Raw genomic sequence first — 14,233 nt, forward strand, 5'->3', positions numbered from 1 at the left:
GCGCCGTCGAACACGCCTGCGCAAGGCCGCGCAGGTGAGAGCCTGACCATCGGGTCAACTCCGCCTGCTCCCGCGCGCTACGGTGGACCGGCCGAACTTCGGCCCCCTGCGCGGTGACACGGCACGAGTGACACGGCACGAGTGACACGGCACGACGACGCAGGATCCCGCGTACGACGAGGTGGGGGCAGAGCAACTCCATGGCACAGGGCACGGTCCAGGTGACGCACACCGGCACGTCGCGGTGGCGGCGCCGCACCGGCGAGTACGCGACGCTCGCCGCTGCCTTGGAGGCCGCGAGCGACGGGGACATACTGACCGTCGCCGCAGGCACCTACCGCGAGAACCTCGTCGTCCAGCGCGCGGTGACGCTGCGCGGCCCCGAGAGCTCCCCCGGCTCGGTGCGCATCGCACCGTCCGACGGAGTCCCGCTGACCGTCCGCGCCTCCGCGGTCGTCCAGGACCTGCACATCGAGGGCCAGGACTCGTCCGCGCCCGCGCTGCTCGTCGAGGACGGCGCCCCGGAGCTGACCGGCATCCGGGTGGTGACGCGGTCCGCGGCCGGCATCGAGGTGCGCGGCGGCGCCCGTCCGACGGTGCGCCGCTGCACCGTCGACAACCCCGGCGGCATCGGCATCGCCGTGCTCGACGGCGGCGGCGGGGTCTTCGAGGAGTGCGAGATCGTCGCGGCGGGCCAGTCCGGCGTCGCCGTGCGCGGCGGCGCCCACCCCCGCCTGGAGCGCTGCCGGGTGCACCACGCCTCGGGCGCGGGCCTCTCGGTGACCGGCGAGCACAGCGGCCTCGAAGCCATCGGCTGCGAGGTGTACGAGGTCAAGGGCTCGGGTGTGCAGATCACCGGGCGAGCCGCGGCGCACCTGACCGACTGCGACGTGCACCGGACCACCTCCGACGGCGTCACGCTCGACACGGACGCCGTGCTCACCCTCGCCGACTGCCGCATCCACGACATCCCGGAGAACGCGGTCGACCTGCGCTCCCGCTCCGTGCTCACCCTCACCCGGTCCACGGTGAGCCGGTTCGGCCGCAACGGCCTTTCGGTCTGGGACCCGGGCACACGCGTGGACGCCAACCAGTGCGAGATCCACGACAGCACCGGCGACTACCCGGCGGTCTGGGTCAGTGACGGCGCCACCGCCGTCCTGGAGTCGTGCCGGGTGCACGACGTGCCGGACGCGCTGTTCGTCCTCGACCGCGGCTCGCGCGCCGACGTCGTCGACAGCGACCTCTCCCAGGTGCGCAACACCGCCGTGTCGGTGAGCGACGGCGCGACCGCGCAGCTCGACGACTGCCGCATCCGCGAGGCCGCCACAGGCGCCTGGTTCCGCGACCACGGCAGCGGTGGCACGCTCGCCAACTGCACCGTCGACGCCGTCCAGACGGGCGTGATCGTCACCAAGGGCGCGGACCCCACCATCGAGCGCTGCACGGTCACTTCACCCGCCGAGGCCGGGTTCTACGTCTCCGCGGGCGGTCGCGGCAGCTTCCACGGCTGCCGGGTCAGCGGCAGCGGAGGCTATGGCTTCCACGTCATAGACGGCTGCCGTACGACGCTGAAGAAGTGCCGCACCGAACGGTGTGCCCGCGGCGGCTTCGAGTTCGCCGAGGAAGGACCGCTCGTCGAGGACTGCGTGAGCGACGAGAGCGGCGGCCTGCGCACCCCCGCTCCGGCGCTGACTGCGGACCCTGTCGGCCGGACGGCCACGCAGACCGTCGGGCTGCTCGGCTCCCTGCCCGCCCAGCAGGCCCCGCAGACCGCACCCGCCCCGGCCGAGAAGCCCTCCCGCGTCTCCAAGGAGGTCCTCGGTGAACTCGACGCGCTGGTCGGCCTCGACAGCGTCAAGCGCGAGGTGCGCGCCCTCACCGACATGATCGAGGTGGGCCGCCGCAGGCAGCAGGCCGGTCTCAAGGCCGCCTCCGTCCGCCGCCATCTGGTCTTCACCGGCTCCCCCGGCACGGGCAAGACGACCGTCGCCCGCCTCTACGGCGAGATCCTCGCCTCGCTGGGTGTCCTGGAGAGCGGCCACCTCGTCGAGGTCTCGCGCGTGGACCTGGTCGGGGAGCACATCGGCTCGACGGCGATCCGCACCCAGGAGGCGTTCGACCGGGCGCGCGGCGGGGTGCTGTTCATCGACGAGGCGTACGCGCTCTCGCCGGAGGACTCCGGGCGTGACTTCGGCCGGGAGGCCATCGACACGCTCGTGAAGCTGATGGAGGACCACCGCGAGGCCGTCGTGGTGATCGTCGCGGGCTACACCGCGGAGATGAAGCGGTTCCTCTCCGTCAACCCCGGTGTGGCGTCCCGCTTCTCACGGACCATCACCTTCAGCGACTACGACCCCGAGGAACTGCTGCGGATCGTGGAGCAGCAGACCGACGAGCACGAGTACCGCCTCGGCACGGGCACGTCCGAGGCGCTCCTGAAGTACTTCACGGCGCTCCCCAAGGGGCCCGCGTTCGGCAACGGCCGTACCGCGCGGCAGACCTTCGAGGCGATGGTGGAGCGGCACGCGGGCCGGGTGGCCCAGCTGGAGGAGCCGAGCACGGACGAGCTCACCCTGCTGTATCCGGAGGATCTGCCGGAGCTGGTGTGAGCCCTTCCCGCGCTGCGGGACGCGGCGCGGGGACGCCCGGCTTGAGGCGGGCGAGCAGCCGTGCCCGTTCCTCGGCGAACGCCGGGTCGGCCTGGTAGTCGCCGTGTCCGAGGATCGGCGCCGGGAGCGGATGCTCCTCCGTACGGCCGTAGGCGAGGGGGTCCTTGAGGGCGGCCCTGTCGACCTGTGGGCCGCACTCGCCGAGGAGTCGGATGGGGCCGCCGATCGGGTCGGTGGTGCGGTGGAGGTTGCGCCAGCAGTCGACCTCGCGGTGCAGTGAGGACAGGGCCGCCGGGCCGAAGTGGGCGGGGAACCAGCGTCCGTAGAGGCGTTCAAGGGGCGAGCCGTAGGTGAGCAGGGCGACGCGTTTGCGGACCGACGGGCGCAGCTGCCAGGCCGCGGCGGCGGCGAGGACGCTGCCCTGGGAGTGCCCGGAGATGACGAGGCGGCCGCCCGTGGCGCTGGTCGCACGGGTCCAGGCGGCCATCCGCCAGGTCAGGTCGGGCACCGCGCGCTCGGCGTAGCAGGGCGGCGCGAAGGGGTGGGCGGCGCGCGGCCAGAAGGTGCCGACGTCCCAGAGGATGCCGATGGTGCGGCGGGCCGAGGCGTCCTTGTAGGCGCGGCGGCCCCAGGTGACGAACAGTATGAAGCCGAAGCCGATCAGCCAGGAGCCGAGCGCCTGCGACGTCTCGGCCGCCCCTTCCAGGACGTCGGGCAGGCCCTGGGCGGCCTGCGCCGGTACCTCGTCCGTGGCCCAGGCGCCGGTGAGCGCGCCCGCGCCGAGCAGCAGGGTGACGGCGGAGATGATGCCGACGAGCAGGGGCGCGCGGTCGGTGAGGGCGGCACGCGCGCGCGTGCCCGCGATACGGCGGGTACGGGTGGAGTCCTCCGGCTCGCCGGGGTAGTCCAGCGCCACGTGTGCCATCTCGCGGCGCTTGCGCTGCACGGTGCGCACGCCGAACCAGCCGCACAGCGCCGCGACGACCACGAGGAGCAGCGGGATCACGGACGCCTGCCAGGTGAGCAGCGCGGGCGGCCCGTCGATCGACCCGTGGCTGCCGTCCAGCCAGTCGGACACGCGCTGCGCCCCGCCGCCGGTCATGACGCCGCCGAGCGCACAGGACAGCATCGCGACGGCGGGTCCGCCGAAGCCGCGGATGGCGGTGCGGGAGTCGGGAGAGGAGCGGTACAGGAAGTGCGCGGCGGCGGCCAGGCACAGGATCAGGAGGCCCTGGACGAGGGCGATCCCGCCGAACGTGGCGTTGCCCGGCAGTCTGCCCTCGGAGCGCCAGCCGGGGCGCGACCAACCCGCGTACACCAGGGCGAGGGCGAGCAGGATGAGCGCGCCCATCGGGAGCCAGCGCACCAGGGTCTTGTCCAGCTTCCGGTCGAGCCGGTTCTCGCTGCGCCCCCTGCGGCACACCACCCAGACGACGACTCCCCCGCCCAGGACGAGGGTCGAGTCGAGCGCCCAGCCGATGACGTCGAGCGGGGCGGGTCCCGCGCCGCGCCGGTCGTGCCGTGCGGCCGAGGTGCCGACCGCCGCGGCGACGGTGAGCAGTCCGGCGGCCGTGTGGGCGGCCCGCAGCCGGGCCACCAGGCGCCTGCCGTACCAGAAGCCGGGCCTGCCGAGCGCGGTGCGGCTGGTCTCCTCCTCCGGGTCGGGCTGATGGGGCAGGGGCTGCTGGGACTCGTACGCGCTCCAGGTGCGGTGGGACAGGTACCAGAGCAGGCCGGTGAGCGCGGCGGGCAGGAGGGCGGCGAGGGCGATGCGGCGGCCGGGCTGGGACCACCAGCCGCCGTTCCCTGAGGCGTCGGTGGCGAGGAAGCCGAGCCAGCCGCGGTCCTCGGCGCACCGGGGGGTGCCCGCGCACTGCCAGGCCGTGAGGTCGATCGCGACCTCGCAGGCGGCGGCGGTGAGCAGCACGGTGAGGGTGAGGCCGACGAGCCGCACGAGGAGGCCGTAGGTGCGCGCGAGCCGTTTGCGGTGGCGCGAGGTCGGGCGCATCCAGTGGGCGATGTTGACGACCATGAACGGCAGCAGCAGGAGCCACAGGGCGCGGGAGCCGTTGCCGGAGGTCAGGTTGCACCAGACGTACGCCTCCGGCACCGGTTTGCCGCGGTAGTCGTCGGGGCGCTGCTCGGCGTCCGCGTCCTCGGTGCGGCGGAAGACGGCCGCCGTGTCGTCGCCGGAGATCCGCACGGTGCGCGGGTCGCCCAGCATCTCTTCCGGTGTGGTTCCCCCGACTCCGTGGACCAGGAGTTCCAGGGCGGTCTCGTCCTGCGTGGCACGCTCCACTGTTCCGCTTCCCCGAGATGCGCATGATGAGGGGACCAGGATCTCGGGTCGCGGCCCTCCGCGCACCCCTCGTCACGCAATCTCCTCCTTCCGTACCTCCTTCATTCCGTGCTGTTCCCGGCCTCGTGAGGCTGCCCGGGCGGTGGGACGGCTGTCGGCGGCCCGTGCGAGGATGAGGCAGCGCGCCACACGGGTGCGACCAGCGTGACGGGGCAGAAGGGCCGGACCGGCGTGAGTGACAATCAGAACCTTCTCGCCGAGCAGCGCCGCGCCCTGATCCTCGACGAGGTGCGCCGCCGCGGTGGCGTCCGTGTCAACGAACTGACCCGCAAGCTCGGCGTGTCCGACATGACGGTCCGCCGCGACCTCGACGCGCTTGCCCGCCAGGGTGTCCTCGAGAAGGTCCACGGCGGCGCCGTTCCGGTCGTCGAGGCGAGCACGCACGAGCCGGGTTTCGAGGCCAAGTCGGGTCTGGAGCTGACCGCCAAGGAGGACATCGCGCGGACCGCGGCGTCCCTGGTGGCGCCCGGCACGGCGATCGCCCTGTCCGGCGGCACCACGACGTACGCGCTCGCGCACCATCTGCTCGACGTGCCGGACCTGACGGTGGTGACGAACTCGGTGCGGGTGGCGGACGTCTTCCACTCCGCGCAGCGCACCTCGGGTCAGCGGCAGGGCGCGGCGACGGTCGTGCTGACCGGTGGCGTGCGCACCCCGTCGGACTCGCTGGTCGGCCCGGTCGCGGACCAGGCGATCGGGGCGCTCCACTTCGACGTGCTCTTCCTCGGGGTGCACGGCATATCGCTGGAGGCCGGTCTCTCGACGCCGAACCTGGCCGAGGCGGAGACGAACCGTCGCCTGGTGCGGTCGGCGCGGCGCGTGGTGGTGGTCGCGGACCACACCAAGTGGGGGACGGTGGGCCTGAGTTCGTTCGCCGCGCTCTCGCAGGTGGACACGCTGGTGACCGACGCGGGGCTGCCCGCGCAGGCGCGCGTGGAGATCTCGGAGCATCTGAACCGGCTCGTGGTCACGGGCGAGGACGCGGCGGCCAAGAGCGCGGCCGACGATGACGCCACCGGAGATGACCAAGACACCACCGGCGATGCCGTCAACTCCGAGGCCCACGCAGACATCTGACGGGCCGCCAGCTAGGGTGACCGGAACCGGTCAACCGTCTCGTTCCGCTGGGGGCAGAGTTCGATGGCACGCCGACTGCGTCCCGTAGGTCTCGACTTCGTCGATTCCGCTCCGCTGCGCCTGGTCTTCGTACGCGAGGTGAGCGCACCCCCCGAGGCCGTCTACCGCGCCTTGGCCGACGACGTGACGAGCTGGCCCCAGTGGTTCACCGCGGTCACGCTGTGCCGGCCCACCGGCGGCGGCACAGGCCGTGAGGTCCGGCTCAAGGGCGGCACCCGCTTCCGGGAGTCGGTCCTCGCGGCCGACGGTCCTGTGCGGTACACCTACCGCGTCGACGAGACCAACGCCCCCGGCATGCGCGCCCTCGTCGAGGAGTGGCGGCTCTCCCCCGCCGGTGACGGCACCCGGGTGCAGTGGACGTTCGCCGCGGACGGCGCCGCCCCGCTGCGCGGCGCCCTGCGGCTCGGCCGCGCGGGCCTCGGCCGGGCGTTCCGCGACGCCGTCACGGCCCTGGACCGGCGGCTCACCGCGGCCGCGGCGTAGGTCCCGCGGGAAAGGCAGGTCCTATTCGGGCCACGCCCCGGTGCCGAGCAGCGTCTCGATCGCCCGCGCGTACGGCGTGACGTCCAGACCCTGTTCGGCCAGCCACGTGTCCGAGTAGTACTTGTCCAGATAGCGGTCGCCCGGGTCGCAGAGCAGCGTCACGACGCTGCCCGTCCGGCCCGCGGCCACCATTTCGGCGACGATCTTCAGGGCGCTCCACAGGCCCGTACCGGTCGAGCCGCCCGCCTTGCGGCCGATGGCCTGCTCCAGCGCCCGTACGGCGGCGACGGACGCCGCGTCCGGCACCTTCATCATCCGGTCGATCGCGCCGGGCAGGAAGCTCGGCTCCATGCGGGGCCTGCCGATGCCCTCGATGCGCGAGCCGCAGTCGCTCGTCGCGTTGGGATCGCTCTTCGTCCATCCGTCGAAGAAGCAGGAGTTCTCCGGGTCCGCGACACAGATACGGGTGTCGTGCTGCATGTAGTGGACGTAGCGCGCGATGGTCGCGGAGGTGCCGCCGGTGCCCGCCGTGGCGACGATCCACGCGGGTTCGGGGTAGCGCTCGAGGCGCAACTGCTGGTAGATCGATTCGGCGATGTTGTTGTTGCCCCGCCAGTCGGTGGCCCGCTCCGCGTAGGTGAACTGGTCCATGTAGTGGCCGCCCGTGTCGACGGCGAGGGCCGCCGACTCCGCGTACATCGTGCGCGAGTCGTCCACGAAGTGGCACTGCCCGCCGTGGAATTCGATGAGGCGGATCTTCTCGGCGCTGGTCGTGCGGGGCATCACCGCGATGAAGGGCACCCCGATCAGCTTCGCGAAGTACGCCTCGGAGACGGCCGTCGACCCGCTGGACGCCTCGATGACCGGGCGGCCCGGCCTGATCCAGCCGTTGCACAGGCCGTGGAGGAACAGCGAGCGGGCGAGGCGGTGCTTGAGGCTGCCTGTCGGGTGGGTCGACTCGTCCTTGAGGTACAGGTCGATGCCCCACTGCTCGGGCAGCGGGAAGCGCAGCAGGTGTGTGTCGGCCGAACGGTTGGCGTCGGCCTGGACCTTGCGGACAGCTTCTTTGAGCCAGGCCCGGTAGGTGTCGTCGCTGTGGTCGACGTCGAGCGTCGGCATCGGCTGGTCGACTCGATCCTGCTGTGGGGTGCTCACGGCGGGGCTCCTTCGCGTCGTGCCGGACGCGATTCGACGCGGCCGTACGACTCGATCTTAAACACCCGCCACACGCTCCTCACCTGCATAAACACACCTTTGAGTACCTCAAAGGCGCGGGTGTAACAGCCTTGGGTAAAGCTTTTCGGAAGCGCCGGACGGGCGGCCGGTGGCCGTCCGGGGACGGCTCCACGCACACTGGTGCTCGGCGCCCGGGACGTGCAGACTTCACGGCACGGGGCACCCGTCCCGTGACAGGCGAATCACCGAGGCGCACCAGGGGGCGATGCCATGGCGGAGCCGGAATTCACGGCCACAGGCGTGCAGATCGAGCGACGGTTGCGCTCCCTCACGCGGGCCGGACAGGTGCGCATCAGCGACGGTCGACTGGAGTTGCTCACCAGCTACGGCACGGAGATCGACAGCGCGCCGCTGCAGGCGGTCCGCACGGGCAAGCCGTGGTTCGCCGCGGACGACCGGGCGCTGGCCGAGGTGAACGGCACCCGGTACCGGCTCACCCTCGGCGAGCACGAGCCGAGGCCCGGCGAAACGGGGCCGCCGACCGTGCGCAGATTCATCGAGGCCGTGCGCAGCGCCACGGAACACCACCGCCCGCGAGGCTGAGCGGGGCCTCGATCCGGCGTGCGAGTTGCAGGTCCGCATCCCCTGGGTCACTCTGGTCTCACATCACTCTGGGTTTACCGGCGATGACGCTGCGAACCAGCCCGCCGGCCACACAGCAGGCGGCAGACCAAGCGGCCCCTGCTGGATCCGAACGTCGCCTTCTTCCGGACCTCAATTCGGGGAGTCGCAGCCGTGATCAGCCAGCCAAGCAGGCATTGCACGGTAGAGCTCCAAGCCCTGCCGTCGCGGATCCGCCAGGTCCGCAGAATCGTATCTGCGCAGTTGCGCTACTGGCATCTGGATCCCCTGATCGACCAAGCCGCCATCGGGGTGACGGAACTGCTCACCAACGTCCATCGGCATGCCGAGCCGGACAAGGTGTGCACCGTGGAGATCGAGCTGCTGCTCGACCGGCTCACGGTCTCCGTCCATGACCACGATCCCCGGCTCCCCCGGATCGGTGACGCGGATCCCCTCGCCACCTGTGGGCGGGGACTCGCGATGGTCGCCGCCGTGAGCGAGGCCTGGGGAGTGAGCCCGCAGGGCGACGCGGGGAAGATCGTGTGGTTCACGCTTCCCACCCCTGTCCCCGCCGGAGCCATGTCCTCGTATCCCGTGTACGGGGTGCGCGAGAAGACTCCCGCCCGGTCGGCCGTTGCCGGCTGACCGGGCGGTGATCGTCCGCTCGCGGCGTCCTCGTCCTCCCGTGCCCGTACGCTCCCGTGGGTACGCGGACGGTCCTGGCGTCACTCGGTGGCGATGGCCCGCAGCACATCGAGACGTGCCGCCCGACGAGCCGGGCGCAGGCCCGCCAAGGCACCCGCCGCCAGGCCCACCAGGGCGACCACCACGAGTCGCACCGGCGGCACCGCGAACGCGAAGGCACTCTCGGTCGCGCCGTCGGACGCCCTGACGAGGACCCAGCCGAGGAAGGCGCCGAGCGCGAGCCCACCGGCCGTCCCGAAGGCGGCGACGAGCACCGACTCCCAGCGGACCATGGCCCGCAGCTGCGCCCTGGTCTGCCCGACCGCGCGCAACAGGCCCAGCTCACGCGTGCGTTCGTGGATCGCGAGCGTCAGCGTGTTGGCGATGCCGAGCAGGGCGATGAGCACCGCGAGGGCGAGCAGCGCGTAGACGAGGGTGAGCATCATGTCGATGCCGCCCGCCGAGGCCCCCGCGTACTCGGCGCGGGTCTGCACGTCCGGGTTGCCGTAGTCCCGCGCGACCCCGGCGACCGCGGCCTTGCCCGCGGCCGTGCTCACGCCGTCCTTGAAGGTGACGGAGACGACGGTGTCGGAGTCCTGCATACGGTGCGGGGCCCAGGCCTCACGGGTGATGACGTAGTCGCCCGCCAGCTCGGAACGGCCGTAGACGGCACGGACCGTGAAGGTCTCCTTCTGGCCGTCGGCGAAGGCCAGTTCGGCCCGGGACCCGACCTTCAGGTGCTGCTTGTCCGCCTCCGAGCGGGTGATCGCGATGCCGCGGTCGCCGAGTGCGGCCAGGGACCCGTCGATGCGGCCGAGGTCGAAGGACCTGGCGAACGGGCCCGGGTCCGTGACGGTCAGGGCGCGGCCCTCGCCGTCGACCTTTGCTGCGCCCTTGCCGAGCCCGACGGCGGTCTCGACCTGCGGCTGCTTCGCGAGCGCGGGGGCCAGCTTCGGGCTGAGGCCGCTGCCGCCCGCGCCGAAGCCGGGGGTGCTCACCGCGACGTCTCCCGCGAAGGAGCGGTTCACGGTCTGGTCCATCGTGGCCTTCAGCGAGGCGCCGAAGACCGTGAAGAGCGAGACGACGGCGACGCCGATCATCAGCGCGCTCGCCGTGGCCGCGGTCCGCCGGGGACTGCGCAGGGCGTTGCGCCGGGCGAGGCCTCCGGGGACGCCGCGCAGCCGGTCCAGGGGCCCGCCGAGGATCCGTACCACGCGCGAGGAGGCGACAGGGCCGAGCACTACGAAGGCCACGAGGGCCAGCACGGCACCGGCACCGGCCAGCCACACGGAGGGGCTGACAAGCACGCCGGTCAGGGCGAGACCCACCGCGGCAAGCGCGAGAGCCGTTCCCGTCACGGCGCGCCCGCGCGAGACCGCCGAGTGGTCCACCGAGGTCTCGCGCAGGGCGGCGAGCGGCGCGATGCGCCCGGCCCGTACGGCGGGTGCCAGCGCGGAACCCAGACAGACCACGACGCCGACGGCGAGAGGCAGCAGCATCGATAGCGCACTGATCACCAAGTCGCCCTCGGGGAAGGGGAATCCGATGACGGGGAACAGCTTCTGCAGCCCGGCCGCGATGCCGACGCCGCCCGCGAGCCCCGCGGCCGACGCGACGACGGCGACGACGCTCGCCTCGACGAGGGCCGACACGGTGACCTGACGGCGCGAGGCGCCGAGTGCGCGCAGGAGCGCGTTCTCGCGGGTGCGCTGGGCGACGACGATGGCGAAGGTGTTGTGGATGCTGAAGGTGGCGACGAGCAGGGCCACGCCGGAGAACACCAGCAGGAAGATGGTGAAGAGGTCGAGGAACTGACCCGAGATGTTGTCCGTGTTCTCCGCCGCCGACGCCTCGCCGGTGATCGCCTCAACTCCCTTGGGCAGCACGGGAGTCAGCGCGTCGACCAGCTCCTGCTCACTCACGCCCGGACCGGCCCGCACCTGGATGGCCGAGGCCTCGCCGGGCTTCGGGGCGAGGTACTTCTCGGCGTCGGTGAGCGTCATGCCGGTGAAGGTCGCCGACGCCATGCCGTCCTCGCCGCCGAAGGTCGCGAGCCCCACGATCTTCACCTCGACGGGGTCGGGGGTGCGCAGCGTCGCCGTGTCGCCGACCTTCAGGTCGCCGGTCTCTGCGGCGCCCCGGTTGACCACGACCTCGTGGGACTTCGACGGAGCGCGCCCTTCGGCGAGTCGGTACGGGTTGAGCCGGGCGTCGTCGATCCAGTTCCCGGCGACGGTGGGCGGGCCCTTGCCGCCGATGGGTTCGCCGTCCTTGCCGAGAAGCTGGCCCGCGCCCTGGACGCTGGGGGCGGCGGCCGCCACGGCGTCGGACTTCTCGATCCTCTCGACGAGGCCGGTGCTGACGGGCCCCCGCGCGCCCTGGCTGTCGTCGGGGGTGGTGATGGTGTCGGCGCTGCGGACGACGGCGTCGGTGCCCCGGGTGGCGTTGCCGAACATCGTGTCGAAACCGGCGCGCAGGGTGTCACCCATGACGAGGGTGCCCGCCAGGAAGGCGACGCCGAGCAGGACGGCGAGAAAGGTACCGGCGAAGCGGCGCTTGTGGCCGCGCAGGGAGGCGAGGCTGATGCGGACGGACGCGTTCAGGGAGCTCATGACTACGGCGCCTTTCTGACGGAGCCCAGGTCAGGGCCGAGACCGAGGCCGGAGCTGGAGCCGGGACCGGAGCTGGAGCCGGGGCCGGAGCCGGGGCCGGGGCCGGGGCCGGAGCCACGGGCAGGTGCGGCGGCCGAATCCATAGCGACCGGCCTCGTAGCGACCGGCCTCGTGTCGACCGGCCTCGCGTCGACCGGCCTCGCATCGAAGGCCTTCAGCCGGTCGAGCACCCGGTCCGCCGTCGGGGCCTCCATCCGGTCCACGAGGCGCCCGTCCGCGAGGAAGACGACCTCGTCGGCGTGGGCGGCGGCCACCGGGTCGTGGGTGACCATGACGACGGTGCGGCCCATCTGCCGCACCGCCCTGCCGAGCAGGTTCAGCACCTCCTCGCCGGAACGCGAGTCGAGGTTGCCGGTCGGCTCGTCCGCGAAGACGACGTCGGGGCGTCCGGCGAACGCCCGCGCCACGGCGACGCGTTGCTGCTGGCCGCCGGAGAGTTCGGCGGGCCGGTGGTGCAGCCGGTCGCGCAGCCCGACGACGTCGACGAGCGCGTCGGTCCATTCGTCGTCGCCGCGCACGCCCGCGAGGTCCATGGGAAGGGTGATGTTCTCGGCGACGGTGAGCGTAGGCACCAGGTTGAAGGCCTGGAAGACGAAGCCGATGCGGTCGCGGCGCAGCAGCGTCAGGCGCCGGTCGTCCAGCGTGCCGAGCTCCGTGTCGCCGATGAAGGCGGTGCCCGAGGTGAGCGTGTCCAGGCCCGCCGCGCAGTGCATCAGGGTGGACTTGCCCGACCCGGACGGGCCCATGATCGCGGTGAAACGTCCGGCCGGGAAGCCGACGCTCACCCCGTCCAGGGCCCGTACGACGGTGTCTCCGCTGCCGTAGACCTTCACGGCGCCGGAGACCCGGGCGGCGTCGGTGCGCACCGCCCCGGTCACTCGTCCGGTCGCGGTGCTCACGCCGCACCGCCCTTGCCCGTAAGGCCGAACTCCTCGTTGAGGACGGTCAGCCGACGCCAGTACTCGTCCTCGTCGATCTCGCCGGAGGCGAAGCGGTGGCCGAGCACGGCGATGGGCGAGTTCTCGTCGACGCCGGTGTGCCGCGCGGGACCGGCCGCGCCCCGGAACGGCCCGCGCCGGCCGCGCCACACGGTGCGGCGGAGCAGGGTGACGATGCCGATGACGACGGCCGCCCAGATCAGCGGGAAGAAGAGGATCCACGGGCCGGGCCCGCCGTCCCATTGCGCCAGGGTCTGCATTGAACTCATCTCCTCAGTACCGGTTCCTGTGCTGCCTCCAAACTCGCTCCGACACCGCCCTCACGTCGTCGTACGGCCAGCGGCACCGGGCGTACCACCCAGGGAGTACGTACGGCGCGATCGGCTGCTCCCACCCGCGTCGATCTCCTGTACCTACTAGTATGTACAGTGGCTCCATGAGCACTCCGGAGCGTCTGATCGAGTCCACCCGCGAGCTCCTGTGGGAGCGGGGTTACGTCGGCACGAGCCCCAAGGCCATCCAGCAGCACGCGGGCGCCGGGCAGGGCAGCATGTACCACCACTTCGCGGGCAAGCCCGACCTCGCACTCGCCGCCATCCGGCGCACCGCCGAGGAGATGCGCGCGACGGCGGAGGCGGTCCTGAGCGGCCCCGGACCGGCGTACTCCCGCATCGAGGCCTATCTGCTGCGCGAGCGCGACGTGTTGAAGGGCTGCCCGGTCGGGCGGCTCACGATGGACCCGGACGTCATCGCGAGCGACGAGCTGCGCGCACCCGTCACCGAGACCCTCGACTGGCTGCGTGAGCGGATCGCCGGGATCGTCGAAGAGGGGCGCTCCCGGGGCGAGTTCACGCGTGCGCTGGATCCGCAGGACGTGGCCTCGACGGTCGTCGCCACCGTGCAGGGCGGGTATGTGCTGGCCCGCTCGTCCGGTTCACCCGCCGCGTTCGACGCCGGGGTGCGCGGCCTGCTCGCGCTGCTCACCGCCGCCCGCACGGCGCCCGCCGCGTGAGGCGGCCCTGCATCTCGTGGACCCGCCTCTCGTTCCCGGCCCGCCGTGCCGCGCGGCCTGTCCACCGCGCCCCGTACACCCCACTACACCCCTGCACCTCACACCACCCACCCGTAAGGATGCGTACGTTGCACATCACCCGGAACCGGCCCGACAGCCGACAGGGGGCCGCCGAGCACTTCACCGGCACCGTCTGGCTTGACGAGATCGCCGCCCCCGACGCGCCGTCCCGCCTGCGGATGTACAGCGTGCACTTCACGCCGGGCGCCCGCACGGCCTGGCACCGCCATCCGCACGGCCAGGTCCTGCACGTCACCGAGGGCGAGGGGCTCGTGCAGCGCGAGGGAGGTTCGGTCGAGCCGATCCGGGCCGGTGACACCGTGTGGATCGAACCGGGCGAGTCGCACTGGCACGGCGCCGGGCCGCGCACCTTCATGACGCACCTGGCCGTGGTCGAGGCAGCCGAGGACGGGACCACCGCCGACTGGGGCCCGCTGGTCGACGCCGACGCCTGCCCCAACTGAGCCTGCCGCCAA

Annotated in this window: 12 protein-coding genes; 7 read left to right on the plus strand and 5 right to left on the minus strand. The window is 72.5% G+C overall.

The window, feature by feature from the left end; translation table 11 throughout:
* Positions 1–200: 200 nt before the first annotated feature.
* Positions 201–2,612, plus strand: coding sequence for a right-handed parallel beta-helix repeat-containing protein (locus ABZ953_RS16150; RefSeq protein ID WP_361723146.1), 2,412 nt, complete (start codon positions 201–203; stop codon positions 2,610–2,612).
* On the opposite strand, the gene ABZ953_RS16155 is transcribed toward ABZ953_RS16150, so the two are convergent.
* Complete coding sequence (locus tag ABZ953_RS16155) at positions 2,572–4,836, minus strand: hypothetical protein (protein WP_361723559.1); 2,265 nt, start codon at positions 4,834–4,836, stop codon at positions 2,572–2,574. The two genes, ABZ953_RS16150 and ABZ953_RS16155, sit on opposite strands and share 41 nt — an antisense overlap.
* 306 nt (positions 4,837–5,142) lie before the next feature.
* On the opposite strand from ABZ953_RS16155, the gene ABZ953_RS16160 reads away from it, so the two are divergent.
* Both ABZ953_RS16160 and ABZ953_RS16165 read left to right on the plus strand, forming a co-directional pair.
* Positions 5,143–6,048: a DeoR/GlpR family DNA-binding transcription regulator gene (locus ABZ953_RS16160; protein ID WP_361723149.1), complete on the plus strand. Its 906-nt coding sequence runs from the start codon at positions 5,143–5,145 to the stop codon at positions 6,046–6,048.
* A 63-nt stretch (positions 6,049–6,111) separates the two neighbouring features.
* Positions 6,112–6,591 (plus strand): SRPBCC family protein, encoded by a 480-nt coding sequence (locus ABZ953_RS16165; RefSeq protein ID WP_361723152.1) that lies wholly within the window; start codon positions 6,112–6,114, stop codon positions 6,589–6,591.
* Positions 6,592–6,612: 21 nt separating this feature from the next.
* Here ABZ953_RS16165 and ABZ953_RS16170 read toward each other — a convergent pair whose 3' ends face one another.
* Positions 6,613–7,710, minus strand: a complete 1,098-nt coding sequence (locus ABZ953_RS16170) for a PLP-dependent cysteine synthase family protein (protein WP_361723562.1) — start codon at positions 7,708–7,710, stop codon at positions 6,613–6,615.
* A gap of 327 nt (positions 7,711–8,037) precedes the next feature.
* Here ABZ953_RS16170 and ABZ953_RS16175 point away from each other — a divergent pair, with 327 nt between their 5' ends.
* Together ABZ953_RS16175 and ABZ953_RS16180 are read left to right on the plus strand one after the other, a co-directional pair.
* Entirely contained in the window at positions 8,038–8,370 is a 333-nt protein-coding gene (locus ABZ953_RS16175; RefSeq protein ID WP_361723155.1) for a hypothetical protein, read from the plus strand.
* A 192-nt stretch (positions 8,371–8,562) separates the two neighbouring features.
* The gene (locus ABZ953_RS16180) at positions 8,563–9,036 is read left to right on the plus strand and encodes an ATP-binding protein (protein ID WP_361723159.1); all 474 of its coding nucleotides are present in this window, start codon (positions 8,563–8,565) and stop codon (positions 9,034–9,036) included.
* A gap of 80 nt (positions 9,037–9,116) precedes the next feature.
* Here the strand turns inward: ABZ953_RS16180 and ABZ953_RS16185 are convergent, their stop codons facing one another.
* From ABZ953_RS16185 to ABZ953_RS16195, 3 genes are read right to left on the minus strand one after another with little or no spacing between them, the layout of a single operon-like run.
* On the minus strand, positions 9,117–11,678 hold the full coding sequence (locus ABZ953_RS16185; RefSeq protein ID WP_361723565.1) for an FtsX-like permease family protein: 2,562 nt from the start codon (positions 11,676–11,678) through the stop codon (positions 9,117–9,119).
* Positions 11,679–11,689: 11 nt separating this feature from the next.
* Positions 11,690–12,646 carry an ABC transporter ATP-binding protein gene (locus ABZ953_RS16190; RefSeq protein WP_361723163.1) on the minus strand — a complete coding sequence of 319 codons (957 nt, stop codon included), beginning with the start codon at positions 12,644–12,646 and terminating at the stop codon, positions 11,690–11,692.
* A complete protein-coding gene (locus tag ABZ953_RS16195) occupies positions 12,643–12,945 on the minus strand; it encodes an SHOCT domain-containing protein (RefSeq protein WP_361723166.1) in 303 nt (100 codons plus the stop codon). Before ABZ953_RS16195 ends, ABZ953_RS16190 begins: the two co-directional genes overlap by 4 nt.
* 176 nt (positions 12,946–13,121) lie before the next feature.
* Between ABZ953_RS16195 and ABZ953_RS16200 the strand changes: the two genes are divergently transcribed.
* Together ABZ953_RS16200 and ABZ953_RS16205 are read left to right on the plus strand one after the other, a co-directional pair.
* Positions 13,122–13,697, plus strand: a complete 576-nt coding sequence (locus ABZ953_RS16200; RefSeq protein WP_361723169.1) for a TetR/AcrR family transcriptional regulator — start codon at positions 13,122–13,124, stop codon at positions 13,695–13,697.
* Between the two features lie 128 nt (positions 13,698–13,825).
* Positions 13,826–14,221, plus strand: a complete 396-nt coding sequence (locus ABZ953_RS16205; RefSeq protein ID WP_361723172.1) for a cupin domain-containing protein — start codon at positions 13,826–13,828, stop codon at positions 14,219–14,221.
* Positions 14,222–14,233: the final 12 nt, after the last annotated feature.

Source organism: Streptomyces sp. NPDC046465 (genome assembly GCF_040646035.1).
GTDB lineage: Bacteria > Actinomycetota > Actinomycetes > Streptomycetales > Streptomycetaceae > Streptomyces.